Origin of the sequence: Bradyrhizobium sp. CCBAU 51753 (assembly GCF_015291565.1) — a bacterium.
Taxonomy (GTDB): Bacteria; Pseudomonadota; Alphaproteobacteria; order Rhizobiales; family Xanthobacteraceae; genus Bradyrhizobium; species Bradyrhizobium ivorense.
On record NZ_CP030037.1, the window covers coordinates 1690019 to 1704984 of the forward strand.

Annotated in this window: 18 protein-coding genes; 11 read left to right on the forward strand and 7 right to left on the reverse strand. The window is 65.4% G+C overall.

Annotation, left to right across the window (positions count from 1 at the left end):
* Positions 1-4 precede the first annotated feature (4 nt).
* From XH93_RS07805 to XH93_RS07830, 6 genes are all read left to right on the forward strand, one after another.
* The gene (locus XH93_RS07805; RefSeq protein WP_194473053.1) at positions 5-787 is read left to right on the forward strand and encodes a 3-hydroxybutyrate dehydrogenase; all 783 of its coding nucleotides are present in this window, start codon (positions 5-7) and stop codon (positions 785-787) included.
* 17 nt (positions 788-804) lie between these two features.
* Positions 805-1551: an SDR family NAD(P)-dependent oxidoreductase gene (locus tag XH93_RS07810; RefSeq protein ID WP_194473054.1), complete on the forward strand. Its 747-nt coding sequence runs from the start codon at positions 805-807 to the stop codon at positions 1549-1551.
* A gap of 576 nt (positions 1552-2127) precedes the next feature.
* The gene (locus XH93_RS07815) at positions 2128-3225 is read left to right on the forward strand and encodes a PepSY domain-containing protein (RefSeq protein ID WP_244622124.1); all 1098 of its coding nucleotides are present in this window, start codon (positions 2128-2130) and stop codon (positions 3223-3225) included.
* Entirely contained in the window at positions 3225-3407 is a 183-nt protein-coding gene (locus XH93_RS07820) for a hypothetical protein (protein ID WP_194473055.1), read from the forward strand. Before XH93_RS07815 ends, XH93_RS07820 begins: the two co-directional genes overlap by 1 nt.
* A 25-nt stretch (positions 3408-3432) precedes the next feature.
* Positions 3433-3591 (forward strand): hypothetical protein, encoded by a 159-nt coding sequence (locus XH93_RS07825; RefSeq protein WP_194473056.1) that lies wholly within the window; start codon positions 3433-3435, stop codon positions 3589-3591.
* A gap of 239 nt (positions 3592-3830) precedes the next feature.
* Entirely contained in the window at positions 3831-4064 is a 234-nt protein-coding gene (locus XH93_RS07830) for a hypothetical protein (RefSeq protein WP_194473057.1), read from the forward strand.
* A gap of 21 nt (positions 4065-4085) precedes the next feature.
* On the opposite strand, the gene XH93_RS07835 is transcribed toward XH93_RS07830, so the two are convergent.
* Both XH93_RS07835 and XH93_RS07840 read right to left on the reverse strand, forming a co-directional pair.
* On the reverse strand, positions 4086-4739 hold the full coding sequence (locus XH93_RS07835) for an SDR family NAD(P)-dependent oxidoreductase (protein WP_194473058.1): 654 nt from the start codon (positions 4737-4739) through the stop codon (positions 4086-4088).
* Between the two features lie 33 nt (positions 4740-4772).
* Positions 4773-5723, reverse strand: coding sequence for an AraC family transcriptional regulator (locus tag XH93_RS07840; RefSeq protein ID WP_194473059.1), 951 nt, complete (start codon positions 5721-5723; stop codon positions 4773-4775).
* 492 nt (positions 5724-6215) lie between these two features.
* Between XH93_RS07840 and XH93_RS07845 the strand changes: the two genes are divergently transcribed.
* Both XH93_RS07845 and XH93_RS07850 read left to right on the forward strand, forming a co-directional pair.
* Positions 6216-7244, forward strand: a complete 1029-nt coding sequence (locus tag XH93_RS07845; RefSeq protein ID WP_139481019.1) for a putative zinc-binding metallopeptidase — start codon at positions 6216-6218, stop codon at positions 7242-7244.
* Entirely contained in the window at positions 7241-8275 is a 1035-nt protein-coding gene (locus tag XH93_RS07850) for an ATP-grasp domain-containing protein (RefSeq protein ID WP_172626701.1), read from the forward strand. The genes XH93_RS07845 and XH93_RS07850 overlap by 4 nt, the downstream gene beginning before the upstream one ends.
* A 137-nt stretch (positions 8276-8412) precedes the next feature.
* Here the strand turns inward: XH93_RS07850 and XH93_RS07855 are convergent, their stop codons facing one another.
* A complete protein-coding gene (locus XH93_RS07855) occupies positions 8413-9210 on the reverse strand; it encodes an N-formylglutamate amidohydrolase (protein WP_194473060.1) in 798 nt (265 codons plus the stop codon).
* Positions 9211-9313: 103 nt separating this feature from the next.
* On the opposite strand from XH93_RS07855, the gene XH93_RS07860 reads away from it, so the two are divergent.
* The 3 genes from XH93_RS07860 to XH93_RS07870 are packed head-to-tail and all read left to right on the forward strand — an operon-like array spanning position 9314 to position 11468.
* Positions 9314-10210 carry a transglutaminase family protein gene (locus XH93_RS07860; protein ID WP_194473061.1) on the forward strand — a complete coding sequence of 299 codons (897 nt, stop codon included), beginning with the start codon at positions 9314-9316 and terminating at the stop codon, positions 10208-10210.
* Between the two features lie 2 nt (positions 10211-10212).
* Positions 10213-11025 (forward strand): transglutaminase family protein, encoded by an 813-nt coding sequence (locus tag XH93_RS07865; RefSeq protein WP_194475026.1) that lies wholly within the window; start codon positions 10213-10215, stop codon positions 11023-11025.
* Positions 11026-11069: 44 nt separating this feature from the next.
* A complete protein-coding gene (locus tag XH93_RS07870; protein WP_194473062.1) occupies positions 11070-11468 on the forward strand; it encodes a gamma-glutamylcyclotransferase in 399 nt (132 codons plus the stop codon).
* A gap of 21 nt (positions 11469-11489) precedes the next feature.
* Here XH93_RS07870 and XH93_RS07875 read toward each other — a convergent pair whose 3' ends face one another.
* From XH93_RS07875 to XH93_RS07890, 4 genes are read right to left on the reverse strand one after another with little or no spacing between them, the layout of a single operon-like run.
* Positions 11490-12467, reverse strand: coding sequence for a tripartite tricarboxylate transporter substrate binding protein (locus tag XH93_RS07875; protein ID WP_194473063.1), 978 nt, complete (start codon positions 12465-12467; stop codon positions 11490-11492).
* Positions 12464-13489 (reverse strand): 2Fe-2S iron-sulfur cluster-binding protein, encoded by a 1026-nt coding sequence (locus XH93_RS07880; protein WP_194473064.1) that lies wholly within the window; start codon positions 13487-13489, stop codon positions 12464-12466. The genes XH93_RS07875 and XH93_RS07880 overlap by 4 nt, the downstream gene beginning before the upstream one ends.
* On the reverse strand, positions 13486-14496 hold the full coding sequence (locus XH93_RS07885; protein ID WP_194473065.1) for a PdxA family protein: 1011 nt from the start codon (positions 14494-14496) through the stop codon (positions 13486-13488). Before XH93_RS07885 ends, XH93_RS07880 begins: the two co-directional genes overlap by 4 nt.
* The gene (locus XH93_RS07890) at positions 14493-14960 is read right to left on the reverse strand and encodes an aromatic-ring-hydroxylating dioxygenase subunit beta (protein ID WP_246799506.1); all 468 of its coding nucleotides are present in this window, start codon (positions 14958-14960) and stop codon (positions 14493-14495) included. The genes XH93_RS07885 and XH93_RS07890 overlap by 4 nt, the downstream gene beginning before the upstream one ends.
* Positions 14961-14966: the final 6 nt, after the last annotated feature.

The window sequence follows — 14966 nt, forward strand, 5'->3', positions numbered from 1 at the left end:
TGTCATGTTGAAGGGCAAGGTCGCGATCGTGACCGGATCGACCAGCGGCATCGGGCTCGGCATCGCCAGGGAGCTGGCGAGGCTCCGCGCCGACATCGTGCTGAACGGCTTTGGCGATGCCGGGGAGATCGAACAGATCCGCGCTGGCATCACGCGCGAGTATGGCGTGCGCGTCGCCTATGACGGCGCCGACATGTCGAAGGAGGAGGCGGTGCGCGGATTGATCGCCGCCACGGTTGAGAAATACGGCCGGCTCGACATTCTCGTGAACAATGCCGGCATCCAGTTCACCGCGCCGGTCGAGGAATTTCCGGCCGCGAAGTGGAACGCGATCCTGGCGATCAATCTGTCGGCCGCGTTCCACGGTATTGCCGCCGCGGTGCCGCAGATGCGGAAGCAGGGCTGGGGCCGCATCGTCAACATTGCCTCCGCGCATGGGCTCGTCGCGTCGACGCACAAGGCCGCCTATGTCGCGGCCAAGCATGGGCTGATCGGCCTGACCAAGGTGGTCGGTCTCGAGACCGCCGGCAGCGGCGTGACCTGCAATGCGGTTTGTCCCGGCTGGGTGCGTACGCCGCTGGTCGACAAGCAGATCGACGACATCGCCGCGCAGCGCGGCATCAGCCAGCAGGATGCAGCGAAGGAGTTGCTGGCGGAGAAGCAGCCGTCGCTGCAGTTCGTCTCGCCGGCGCAGCTCGGCGGCACTGTGGCTTTCCTGTGCTCGGGCGCGGCCGATCAGATCACGGGGACCGCGATCTCGGTCGATGGCGGCTGGACCGCGCAGTGACAGAAGGGCGAACCAACATGCAGGACGCGAAAGTCATTATTGTCACCGGCGGGAGCTCCGGCATCGGGCGCGCGGCGGCGCTTCGCTTTGCCCGGCAGGGCGACAGGGTGCTCGTAACCGGACGACGTGCCGGGCCGATCGAGCAGACGGTTGCGGAGCACCCGGGCATCGTGGGCCTGGTTGCGGATGCGGCCTCCGCGGACGACGCCGCGCGCACCATCGCCAAGGCGATCGAGACCTGGGGCAGGGTGGATGCGTTGATCAACAATGCGGGCGCTGGCGCGATCTTGCCGCTGGCCGATGCGGCAGCTGATCGCATCATGGATATCTTCGCGGTCAATGTGATCGGCCCCAGCCTGCTTGCGGCGGCCGCGCTTCCTCACCTGCGGGCCACGCGGGGCAGCATCGTCAACGTCTCGAGCACCTTCGGCCACAAGCCGGCGGCGGGATTGTCGCACTACGCCGCCAGCAAGGCGGCGTTGGAGCATTTGACGCGCTGCTGGGCGCTGGAGCTCGCGCCGTTCGGCGTTCGGGTGAACGCGGTGGCGGCGGGGCCCACCGAATCGGGCGCGCTGACCGGCATGATGGGGCTCTCCCCGGAGCAGGCGGCAGCGATCAAGCAGCAGGAACGCGAGCGCATTCCGCTCGGCCGGCGCGGTGTGCCCGACGATGTTGCTGAATGGATCGTTCGGATTGCCGGCCCGGCCTCGGAATGGATGACCGGCCAGGTGATCGCGGCCGACGGCGGTCTGGGGCTCGCCTAGCCGTGGCACCTGCCGGCCACGCGGCCGCCTGAGTGTGGTGCCGCCTTTCCGCGAAACCATCTCTGCCGACACGCATTGTCGGCGGGGGTGGCAATGGAACGGAACATGGCGTCACGGAGAATTTGGATCGCAGTGGCGGGACGGCCAACAACACCGTCGGCGGGCCCGGCGTCGGCGTCGGCCATGCCGCCAACGGACGGCCGATCGGTTCGACCGGTTCGGGGCTGGGCTCTCCAGAGAATCCGATCAACGGTTCGCAATAGCGGCGGGCAGGCGACCGCGATCGATTAGAACGATCCTAAGTATCCTCGACTGAAGTGGGCGAAATTGCCGCAGCCTACTTCAACGCGCGTTGCGGGTTCGCAACAGAAGCAGCGAGATAGCCGGACCTTGGACGGGTTCTAAGAGCCGCACCGCTGCGCGCCGATCTCATCATGCTAGTGACGTGGCGATGAAATGCATCTGACGCGCGCGTTAGATGATCCGGAATTGGCAATTCAATTGACGTCGACCACAACATCCCTGCGGCGCTGGGGCGCGGTCCACAAATGGACCAGCCTGATCTGCACGCTGTTCATGCTGCTTTTGTGCATCACCGGCCTGCCGCTGATCTTTCACGAGCAGATCGACGATCTGCTGCATGAGCAGGTCAAGGCGGCCGACGTGCCGGCCGGCACGCCGCTCGCCAATCTGGACCACATGCTCGCCAACGCGCTGGCGCAGGCGCCGGGAAAGGTGCCGCACTTCCTGATCTGGGATCGCGACGATCCCAACGCCATGTTCGTCAGCGTCGGCCCGACCATCGACGCCGATCCGACCAAGAACCTGCTGATCCGGATGGATTCGCACACCGGCGCCTATCTCGATGCGCCCGACGTGACGGGGCGCTTCACCTACATCATGCTGAAGCTGCACACCGACATGTTCGCCGGCCTGCCCGGAAAGCTGTTTCTCGGGCTGATGGGAATCCTGTTCTGCGTCGCGATCATTTCCGGAATCGTGGTCTACGCGCCCTCGATGCGCAAGCTGCGGTTCGGCGCCTACCGCGCCAAGCGCACCCGCGTCGTGCGCTGGCTCGACGTGCATAATCTCGCCGGCATCCTGCTGGTGGCCTGGACACTGGTGGTCGGCTTCACCGGCGTCATCAACACCTGGGCCGATCTCGTGCTGAAGATGTGGCAGTTCGGCCAGCTCGCCGAAATGACGGCGCAGTACAGCGACCGGCCCGTGCCGTCGAAGCTGACCTCGGTCAATGCGGCGGTGCAGGTGGCGACCGAGGCGGTGCCCGGGATGACGCCGAGCTTCGTCGCATTTCCAGGCACGCTGTTCAGCAGCAAGACCCACTACGCCGTGTTCCTGCATGGCGACACGCCGCTGACCTCGCGGCTGCTCAAGCCGGCGCTGATCGATGCGGAAACCGGCAAATTGACCGACAGCCGCGACATGCCCTGGTATGTGCTGACGCTGTTCGTGTCGCAGCCGCTGCATTTCGGCGACTATGGCGGCATGCCGCTGAAGATCGTCTGGGCGCTGCTGGATATCCTGACCATCTTCATCCTGGTCACCGGCCTCTATTTGTGGTGGCGGCGGCGCAAGGCCGGCGTCAGCCAGGAACGCGCGATCGCCAATGCCGGGGCGATCGATAATCCACTCTTGTCGTCGTCGCGCCGCTGATGATCTCGCATCGCTCTTTGGCCCAGATCTTCGCGGCCCCGCTCGTCATCGCGATCCTCAGCACGGTCGGACTGATCAGCGCGCTGGTCGGCGACGGCTTGTGGGATGCCATCTCCTGGGTGGCGCTCGGTCTACCGGCGTTGCTCTATCTGCTGTTCATCTGGCGGCGCCGATCCTATTGATCAGGACGCCAGTGCGTGCGCGGTGATGTTCTCGCCCGGCCTCGAGATCTCGCTGCACTACCCTAGCCGCAAGGGTCTGCCGGCGCGGGTCAGGGCCTTTGTTAAATTCATGCTGGAGCATCTGCGCAGGAATTCCGACCTGCAGACCGATCCGCACGTCCTGCTGACGCCGTTCCGCGGATAGAGCGTTTTCCAGCGAAGTGGATACCGGTTCGCGTGAAGAAGACGCGTCAAAACGAGAATCTAGAGCTCCGTTCCGATTCCATCGGAACGGAGCTCTAGCAGCTCACAAACTTGCGATCAGCACTTGTCCGCAGCGCCGCCGCGCGTGTGAGCAGCCTCACAGATGGCCCGGCTTCGGCCGCGTAGAGTTCGGTCATGCGGGGTCGAGCCGGCTTACCCGGATCCCGCGAGGACACGTGCATGACCCAGGTCTATTTTCACTGCTCCAACACCCAAGGCGTGCTGATGGATCGCCGCGGCACCGCCGTCACCAGCCTCACCGAGGCGTGCGAGGCGGCCACCTGCGCGATGCGATCGCTGGTCGCGACGGCCAGCCTGGAAGACTGGCGCGACTGGGCCATGCATGTCAGCGACGAAGCCGGCGATGAGATCTGCGTCCTGTCCTTTGCATCCGTCCTCGGCAAGCCGCACTGAGAGATCCCCAGTACCCCGAAATCACAGTCCGTAGTTCGCTTCGACCGTCCAGGAGTCCTTCGGCTGGCTGTGCAGATGCCAGAACTGGTCCGCCACCGCTGAGGCTTCCTTCGATTCCGGGGCAACCAGGGTGCAGACCGTCACCGTCGCGACATGGATTCCCTTGGCCCGGAACTGTTCGAAAAGCCCGTGAGCCAACGCGCGAATGCCGGCCTTGCCGATGCTGATCGAGAGAAAGTCCGGGCTCGGGGCAAGGGCGAAGCCGCCTCCCGTCAACAGAATCGTACCGGACCGTTGCGCTTCCATCTTCGGAGCGACGGCCTGAGCGGCAGCAAGCGCGCCTCCGATATTCACGGCCAGATCAAAATTGAAGCTGTCGCGCGGCTGCTCGGCGAGCGTCGCCTTGCGCAAGGACGCGGCGTTGTAGTGCAGGACGTCCACCGAGCCGTGCTGCGTCTCAACTTCGGCGACCAGCTCCGCCACGCTCTTCGCGTCGCTCGCATCCACTTTCCGCGCCTCGGCCTTGTAACCTTTCGACATGAGTCGATCGGCCAGCTCCTGAGCCCTGGGGAGCCTGCGAGCGGCCAGAACCACTTGAAAGCCTTCCCTTGCAAAGCGCTCGGCGGTCGCGAAACCCATTCCCGGGCCCGCTCCGATGCTGAGAAATGTCTTCATCGCTTGTTTCCCTTCGACGCTGCACTTGAACATTCACCGCACGCGTCGCCGCCAATCGCTCGGGGTTTCCCCGGTCAACTTTCTGAACGCCGCGGCGAAGGCGGTCTGGGAGGAATAGCCGAGCGCGGCCGCGACCGAGACGACCGACACGTCGGTGTCGCGCAGCATGCTCATGGCCTGCTCGAGCCGATGCTGGCGCAACCAGGCATGCGGGGAGAGCCCGGTGCTTTCCTTGAACGCGCGGCAGAAATGGAAGCGCGACAGGCCTGCATCCGCAGCCAGGGCGGCAAGCGAGACGTCGGTGTCGCTATCCGAACGCAGTCGCTCGATGGTCCGGCTCAGCACCCTGGGCGACAGCCCGCCCATGATCGGCCGGAACGCGGCAGGTGCGCCGGCGTGCGCCGAGAGCAGGCGCGTCGCCAAAAGGTCGGTCAATTGGTGCCTGAACAGCGTATCCAGCGCCGCGCAGCCTTCGAGCGCATCGGCCGCGCTCAGCAGCAATCGGGACGTGATGGGGTCGGGATGCGCGGTTCGCTCCACGAGGTCGCCGGCCGCGGCGGTGCCGGCTTCGAGGGCAACGCGATCGAGCGTTGTCTGCGGAAGATAGAGCTGAAGGACGCTCAAGGGCTGAAAGATATCCCACCGCGAGGTCGAACCGGCCGGAATCACCGTGACAGTCCCGGGACGCGTCATTCCGTTGACAAACGCCCGGCCGTCGCGGCGCTCGAACCGCACCGGCTCGGCGGGAAAAGTCATGATGACGTGGTCGGCCATCGGCCGGACCACGTCGTGCAGCGGATCATGCCTCCAGAAGGTGATCATGCCGCTGGTTGGGTCCGACGCCATGTGCAGCGGCGCCGTCTTGAGCACCCGCGCCATTTCCGCGTCGGCATGCGGGCGTTCGCCGGTCGGTAAATCGTCTTGCTGCACCGGAGACGCGCCTGCCTGATTCTGCGAAATAGCTCGCGCAAGCGGCTTGCTCATGGACCTGTTCTCGCCGGTGAGAGGGTCTGTCTTGCGCGTTCGATGCGTTCTAGGCGCGGTACGGGTCTGGGGTCTTTCCTGAAGCGACTGCGATTTGTCCGATCCTGCTGCACTTATCCGAAAACGCGCGCTCGATCGCAAGGCGGTGCGACGTTTGTGAAAGACAGTAGTCCTGACGCATCTGAGCAAAGGGCCGAGCTTTGTGTTACGATTTTCCAAATCGTCATCCTCGCGCAAAGGCTTCGCCTTTATCGCTGGAGGTGCAAGCCCAGCAGCGCAGTTGCGCTGCTGGACCTCGGAGGATGAACCGGCCCGGCTGGCGGCCGTCGATCGTTCGAGGCTCGCTTCATGAGCACCTCAGGATGACGGAACGAACAGCGCCGCACGACACCATGTCTGTTGCGCGACGGTCGCGATGCAGCCCGGCGGTTGTTGCCGGCGGCAACCTATGTCACCATCCGGACATCGAATTGTCATGGTTTCTGGAGGCCCATGCCACGGCGGAAATTTGCTTGGGAAAAACTGTCGGATGAGCAGTTGCTCGGGCAACGTCTCAGCAGCCTGCGGGTTGCGGTCGAGGGCACCTGGCTTCAGGATTGTCTCGGCACGCTGCACGAAGAGTTGGAAGAGCGCGGCATCCGGCTGCGGCCGCACGCGTGGATCTCGAGCGAATGGTTCAGCCCGGCCAACGTGCCCGGCATCGCCATCCCGTTCTATCTCGCCCATCCTCGCCTGATGAAGCTCGAGAAGAAGATGATGCTCGACGTCGAGGGCGGCACCTGGTCGCAGTGCATGGCGATTCTCCGTCACGAGGCCGGCCATGCCCTGCAGCACGGTTACCAGCTGCAGCGTCGCCGGCGCTGGCAGCAGCTGTTCGGGCCGTCCTCGAAACACTACCCGCGCTACTACCGGCCCAATCCGGCCAGCCGGAACTACGTCCAGCATCTGCGGCTGTGGTACGCGCAGAGCCATCCGGACGAGGATTTCGCCGAAACCTTTGCGGTGTGGCTGCGGCCGCGCTCGAACTGGCGCACGCGCTATGCCGGCTGGCCGGCGCTGAAGAAGCTCGAATATGTCGACGAGCTGATGGGCGAGATTGCCGGCAAGCGGCCATTGGTCGTGAACCGGGAGCGGGTCGATCCGCTGCACACCCTCAGCCAGACGCTTGCCGAGCACTACAGGAAGAAGCAGGCGTTCTACGCCTTCAGTCCGCCGAAGACCTACGACCGCGATCTGTCCCGGCTGTTCTCCGCCGATATCAAGCATGTGCGCTCGCCGCCGGCGGCGGTGTTCATCCGGCGCCACCGCGCGAGGATCAGGCAACTGGTCGCGCAGTGGACCGGCGAGAACCAGTTGACGCTCGATGCCGTGCTCGATGACATGATCTCGCGTTGCCGCGAGCTCAATCTGCGCGCGGTCGGGCCCGAGCACAAGCTCGTCACCAACTTCACCATCCTCTTGACCGCCAAGACCATGCACGCGCTGTTTGGTCCGTCGCGGCGGAAATGGATTGCGCTATGAGGCGCCTTCGCATTCTCGTGCTGATGCATCCGGACTTCGTGCCGCCGGACTCGTCCGACGGATACTCCGCGCAGGAAATCAATGCGTGGAAGACCGAATACGATGTCGTCAGCACCTTGCGCGCGGCCGGCCACGAAGTCCGGCCGCTGGGCGTGCAGGAAGAAATCAAGCCGGTGCGCGACGAGATCGAGAATTTCAAGCCGCATGTGGTGTTCACGTTGCTCGAGGAGTTCCACTACGAGGTCGTGTATGACCAGCACATTGCGAGCTTTCTCGAACTGATGCGGATTCCCTATACCGGCTGCAACCCGCGCGGCCTGATCCTGGCGCGCGGCAAGGATCTGTCGAAGGCGCTGGTGCATCATCGCCGCATCGCGGTCCCGGCGTTTGCGGTGTTTCCGATGCGCCGCAAGGTGAAGCGGCCGGCGCGGCTGGCGCTGCCGCTGATCGTCAAGAGCCTGAACATGGACGGCTCCTTCGGCATCTCGCAGGCCTCGATCGTCGATACCGACGAGAAGCTCGCCGAGCGCGTCGCCTTCATTCACGAGCGGATCGGATCGGCCGCGATCGCCGAGCAATATATCGAGGGACGCGAGCTCTATGTCGGCGTCATCGGCAACAACCGGCTGCGCGCGTTGCCGGTCTGGGAACTGGAATTCGGCAGCATGGGCGGCCAGCGCGCACGACGCATCGCCACCGAAAAAGCCAAGCACGATACCAGCTATCAGGAACGCGTCGGAATCGTCGACGGGCCCGCCAAGGATTTGGCGCCGGAACTGGCGACCCGCATCCAGCATACCGCCAAGCGCATTTACCGGGCGCTCGGGCTCGATGGCTATGCGCGCATCGACTTTCGCCTCTCCGCCGACGGCATCCCGTATTTCATCGAAGCCAATCCCAATCCCGAAATCGCCAAGAGCCAGGAGTTCGCGACCGCAGCCCGGCATGACGGGTTCGACTACCCGGACCTGCTGCAGCGGATTGTTGCGCTGGGCATCAGCCGCGCCAAGGCCGGCGTGTCGCTGGGCTGAGAGCTGCGGCGAGGCCCGATTGATCGCGGGCCGCCGGAGCGTGATGAGATTAGGTCGAGCAGTAGCTGCATCGGATCGTGCCTCTCTCCCGCAAGCGGGAGAGATGAGCGAATTTCGAATCCAATCTCGTTTCGCGGCTAGATCTTCGCTTCCTTGCGCAGCGTCGTCTCGATCTCGCCGAGGATGCGCGCCAGGCGGTCGGCCCACGCGGTCTCGCCGGCCTGGTCGGAGATCAGGTCCTGGCGGATCTCGATGCCGGAGTTCATCAGGCCGCGCTTCTCGCCGTGCACGGGGATGGTGTAGTCGGTCTCGTCGCTGACCGCATAGGGCTCGTTGTCGCCGACCACGAGATCGCCCTCGCTGCGCAGATGTTTCAGCAGCAGCGGCGGCAGCACGGTGTCGCGATGATAGAGCGTGCCGATGTGCCAGGGCCGCGCGATCCCGGCATAGACCGGCGTAAAGCTGTGCAGCGCCACCAGCACCGTCGGCATGCCGTCGCGCAGCCGCCGCTCGATGATCTCGTCGATCCGTGCGTGATAGGGATCGAAGATCTGCGTGCGGCGCAGCTCGGCCGCCTCGCGCGTCAGCCCCTCATTGCCGGGAACGGTGGTGGCTTCGCTGATCAGCGGGATCGAGCTTGCGACATGCGGCGGGCGGTTGCAGTCGATCACCAGCCGCGAATAACGCTGCGCGACCAGATGCGCGCCGAGGTGGTCGGCGAGTTGCGTGGCGACCCCGGCGATGCCGATGTCCCAGGCGATGTGGCGCACCAACTCGCCCTCGGGCAGGCCGAGGTCGCCGAGCGGCGCGGGGATCTGGCGGCCGTAGTGATCGCAGGTGAACAGGAACGGCGAGCGGCCGTCGGAATTATGTTCGAGGACCGGTGACGCATCGGTGCTTGCGAGCAGGACGGATGGACCACCAGCGTAATTCAACGGCTTTTTTCCTCAACTTTGCCTATTCAGGCGGCACGCTGATCTGGAATCGAGCAGTACCCTCTATAGATTATCCAATCCAGAATCACGATGATTGTCGACGATGCCGCTGCTGACCATCCATCACAAGACCGTTTATCGCTACGCCCGCCCGGTGGCGTTTGGCGAGCACCGCCTGATGCTGCGCCCGCGCGACGGCCACGATCTGCGCGTGCTCGACAGTGCGCTGGTGATCGATCCGGCGCCGATGTCGCTACGCTGGATCCACGACGTATTCGGCAACAGTGTGGCGATCGCGACCTTCGACGAGCGCGCCGACACGCTGTCGTTCGTGTCGACCGCGACGGTTGAGCTCAACACCGCGGAAGCCTTCGCGCTGACGCCGGACGATCCCGCCTATTTCTATCCCTTCCTCTACGACGATGAGGAATATCCCGACGTGCAGCAGTTCGTCACGCCGCAATACGGCGATCCGAACGGCGAGCTGTCGGCGTGGGCGCGCCGCTTCCTGGATGCCGAGGCGCCGACCCCGACATTCAAGATCCTGAGCGGCATCACGCATGCGATCAGGGAAGAGTTCAGCTACCGCAAGCGCCATGAGCGCGGCACCCAGCATCCGCTTGATACACTGCAGACGAGGTCCGGCACCTGCCGCGACTATGCGCTGTTCATGATCGAGGCGTTGCGCCGGCTCGGCATGGCCGCGCGCTTTGTCTCCGGCTATCTGGCGATGCCGTCGGATGGCGCAGGCTATCTCGGCGGCGGCTCGACGCATGCCTGGGTGCAGGCCTATCTGCCAAGCGCCGGCTGGATCGAGTTCGATCCGACCAACGGCATCGTCGGTACGCGCGATCTGATCCGCGTCGCGGTGGCCCGCGATCCCCGCCAGGCGATCCCGTTGCACGGCGTCTATCTCGGTCCGGCCGATGCCTTTGTCGGCATGGACGTCGATATCGACGTGGTCTCGGCCAGCCAGAGTGCGAACAGGGAGATGGCGTGACGATGCAGATCGGGGTCGGCTTCGAGATCACCTACACGGCTCCGCAGCCGACGCCGATGGTGATCATGCTGTCGATCCACCCGTCGCGCTTCGCCGACATCGCCGGCACCGAGCAGATCACGACCGATCCCGACGTGCCGGTCGGCTTCTACCGCGACAGCTTTGGCAATGTCTGCGGGCGGCTGGTTGCGCCGGCCGGCGGCGTCACGTTCCGCGGCAATGCATTGGTGCGGGATTCCGGGGTGCCCGACGCGGTCAATCCAGCCGCGCAGCAACTGCCGATCGAGCAATTGCCGGACGAGATGCTGGTCTATCTGATGGCGAGCCGCTACTGCGAGACCGACAAGCTGACCGACATCGCCTGGTCGCTGTTCGGCAACACGCCGCCGGGCTGGGCGCGGGTGCAGGCGATCACGGATTTCGTCCACAACCATGTCAGCTTCGGCTATCAGCATGCCCACCACATGAAGTCGGCGCATGATGTCTACGAGAGCGGCGCCGGCGTCTGCCGCGACTTTGCCCATCTCGCGCTGACCTTCTGCCGCTGCATGGGGATTCCCGCGCGCTACTGCACCGGCTATCTCGGCGACATCGGCGTGCCGCCCGACCCGGCGCCGATGGATTTCTCGGGCTGGTTCGAGGTCTACCTCTCCGGCCAGTGGCACACCTTCGATGCCCGCCACAACACCCCGCGGATCGGCCGCATCCTGATGGCGACCGGCCGCGACGCCGCAGACGTCGCGCTGACCACGAGTTTTGGCCGAATGACGTTGACGAAATTCGTGGTGGTGACCGAGGAGGTGGCCGCGGCGTGAGCGGCCTGGATTGCTTCGCTCCGCTCGCAATGACATAGAAGGCCATGACCTCCGACCTTCTCTTTGTCTACGGCACGCTGATGCGCGGCTTCGACCATCCGATGGCAAAACTGCTGGCGGGCAATGCCGACTTCCTCGGCGAGGCGCAGTGCCGCGGCCGGCTCTATCTCGTCAAGCATTATCCGGGGCTGGTGCGATCGGACGATCCTGCCGACATCGTGCATGGCGAGCTGTTCCGCTTGCGCGCGCGCGACGCCATGCTGGATGAGTTCGACATGTACGAGGCCTGCGGCGAGGGGTTTCCGCCGCCGACCGAATATGTCCGCGAGATGCTGCCGGTCAGGCTCGCCGACGGCAGCATCAGTGAGGCCTGGACCTATCTCTACAACTGGCCGGTGACCGACCTGCCGCGGATCGCGTCAGGACGATTCCTGGAACACTAGAGGGATCGACCACGCGCTGGTTCAGTCGACCGTCACGTGGGCCGTGCTGATGATCTCGCCCCAGCGCACGCGCTCGGCCGCGATGAACTTTGCCGTCGCCTCGACATCCATCGGATCGACCTGCACGCCCAGCTTGCCGAACTGGCCGCGCACGTCGTCTTCGCGCAGCAGCTCCGTCACCGTCGCGTTCAGCTTGGCGATGACGTCGTCCGGCGTGCCCTTCGGAGCCATCAGCGCGAACCAGGTCACCGAGGTGAAGTCGGGCACGGTCTCGCGGACCGTCGGCACGTCGGGCAGCGAGGGTGCGCGGGTCGGACCGGCGACGCCGAGAATGCGCAGCGTGCCGCCTTGGTGCAGGCTCAGCGACGAGCCGAGATTGTCGAAGAACAGGTCGACCGTATCGCCCATGATGTCCTGCAGTGCCGGCGCCGTCCCGCGGTAGGGGACGTGCACCATCGTGGTGCCGGTCAGCTTCTGGAACAGGATGGTCGTCAGATGCGAGGTCGTGCCGTTGCCTTGCGAGGCGAAGGTGACCTTGCCCGGATTGGCCTTGGCGTAGTCGATCAGCTCCTTGACGGTTTTGGCCGGAAAGCCGGGGCGCACGTCGAGCACGTTCGGCACGATGCCGATCAGCGCCACCGGCTTCAGCTCGGATGGATCGTAGCCAAGCTTGGCGTAGAGCGACTGATTGATCGCGATCGGACCGGGCGGGCTCGCCAGCAGCGTATAGCCGTCGGGCGCACTGCCGGCGACGGCCTCGGCGCCGATGTTGCCGCCGGCGCCCGAACGGTTGTCGATGATGACGGGTTGATTCCATTTCTGGCGCAGTCTCTCGGCGAGGATTCGCGGCAGCGTATCCGCGGTGCCGCCGGCCGGGAACGGCACGACGATCCGGATCTGGCGGGCCGGATAGCCGGCCGCATCGTCCGCCTGCGCGGCGAGCGGCGTGGCGGCGGCGAGCATGCCCAGGGCAATGCGGGCGGCGGTGTAAAATCTCATGTCTGAGCCACAATCGGTTGGAGGTCTGCGGGAGCGCCGGACTCGACAAAGGCGTCGGCAAAGAATTGCGCGTCCGGCAGGCGATGGTTTTCGGTGAAGTCGCGCTGCGCGGCGCTCACCATCAGCGGATTGCCGCAGGCATAGACGTCGGCAGCGGAAAGGTCGCCATGGTCCTCGCGCACCGCGTCGTGCACGAGGCCGGTGCGGCCGGTCCAGGACGGCGATGGCTCCGAGAGCACCGGCGTGAAGCTGAACCAGGCAAAGCGCTTCGCCCACTTCGTCGGCAGATCGGCCAGATAGATGTCCTCCCGCGTCCGGGCGCCCCAGTAGAGATGCATCGGCTGCTGGGCGCCGGCATGGATCGCGGACTCGACGATCGACTTGATCGGTGAAAAACCGGTTCCGCTGGCCAGCAGGATCGCTGGCCGCCCGGATTTGCGCAGGAAGAAATCGCCGAACGGCGCCTCGATCTGTAGCGTGTCCCCCACCGCCAGCCGCGGCAGGATCTGCGTCGAGAATCTGCCGCCGGAGACGTGCCTGATGTGCAGCTCCGCCCCGTCATTGTCGCGCGGCGCGTTGGCCAGCGAAAAGTTGCGCCGCTCGCCGTCGTCCATGATGACCTGCAGATATTGCCCGGCCTTGAACGGGGCGCGCAGCCCAATCGGAAAGCGCAACGTCACGATGCTGACGTCGGCGGCCGGCCGTGCCAGCCGGTAGACCGTTGCCGTGATGGTCTTGCGGCGGAAGATGTCGATCCGCTCGAACCGCTTCGGCTTGATCACGAGGTCGGATCGCGGGCGCGCCCGGCACATCAGCGCGGTGCGGTCCTCGGCGGTCCGCCGTCCGCGACCGCGCTGGTCGACTTCGCCGCCGAGCAGGCCGGCTTCGCAGGTGTTGCAGGCACCCTTCCGGCACGACGACGGCATCGCGTAGCCGGCGCGCTCAGCGGCGTCGAGCACGAATTCGCGCGGCTCGCAAGGGAATGTCACCCCATGCTCGGCGACGGTGACATTGAAGCTCATGCGATGCCCGCCTGCGTGGTGGATTTGTCGGCGGGCAGATTGCCAATCAGCCGCAGCGTTCGCAGCACGGCCGAGTGGTCGGCCTTGCACTGACCGGCGATGTCGAAGGCGCTGCCGTGACCGACGCTGGAAAACAGCACGCCGGCGCCGACCGACAGCGCCGAGGCGTTGCGCCCGGCCAACAGCTTGATCGGAATGTGGCCCTGGTCGTGATAGATCGCGACGAAGCCGTCGATGTCCTTGCGGCCGAGCATGATGTCGGCGCCGACCGGGCCTTCGGCCGCGATGCCGGCCTGACGCAGCCGGGCGACGGCGGGTGCGGTGATGTGATCATCGTCATCGCCGAACAGGCCGTTCTCGCCGGCATGCGGATTGATGCCGAACACGCCGATGCGCGGGTGTGCTACTCCCAGCCGCCGCAGCGTGGACGCACAGGCGAGCCCGGCCTCCTCGATCAGATCAGGCGTCAGCCGCGCCAATGCATGATGGATGCGCTCGTGCAGCGTCGCGTGCAGGATGCGCAAGCCGCCGCCGACCAGCATCATGAAGACCTTTTCTTCGGGCGTGCCGGTGAGCCGCGCGATCAGGCCGGGGTAGCCGGAGAACGGAATGCCGGCGACGTTGACCGCGGTTTCGTTGTGCGGGCAGCCGACGATCGCGTCGGCCCTGCCATCGCGGACCAAGCCGATCGCGGCTTCGACATAGGCGATGGTGGCGCGCCCGGCGGCGGCCTCGATCTGGCCGGGGCGGAATTCGGATGCGGCCAGCGCGTCGACTGCATGCAGCAGGATGGCGCCATCAGCCGCGGGGGCAGCCGTGAACGGCTGCAGCCGGGCGCCCGCACCGACGCGCTCGACATAGTGCCTGACGACGTGCGCGTCGCCGACCAGCACGATGCGGATATCCTTGCTCGCGCGCAGCTCCGCCGCGGCCCTGACCGCGATCTCCGGACCGATGCCATTGGGATCGCCAATGGTCAGCGCGATGGTCTTGCTGTCCTGCGTCATAGCGGCAACGCCAGCAAGGTGTCGAAGCGGGAGCTGTCGCAGACCACGATGCGCTCGCGCAGCCTGGGCTCGCCGCCGTGCATGCCGTAGCGGTCGATGTAGCGGCCGGTCGCATAGACGTCGGTGGTGCCGTCGCGCATGATCCGCGCCACGAAGAACGATGTCTCGCTGCGGACCTCGTCCGCGCTTTCGGCGACGATCCACGCCTGGCCGAGGAAGTGTCGGTAGACGTGGCGCTCGTAGATATTGGCCTCGCGCAGCGAGGCGACGCGGTCGCGCAGCATGCCCCTGGAGTTGGCGAAGATCACGCCGGCCTCCAGACCTTGCGCAAAATTGTCCGATGTCGTGATCTTGTAAACGCAGTCGTCCTCGAAGAAGTCGGGCCAGGCCTCGAGGTTGCCGCTGTCGATGCAGCGCGCATAGGCGTTCTGAACGTGGTTGATGAGGCCGGTCGTGTTGCTCACGTGCAT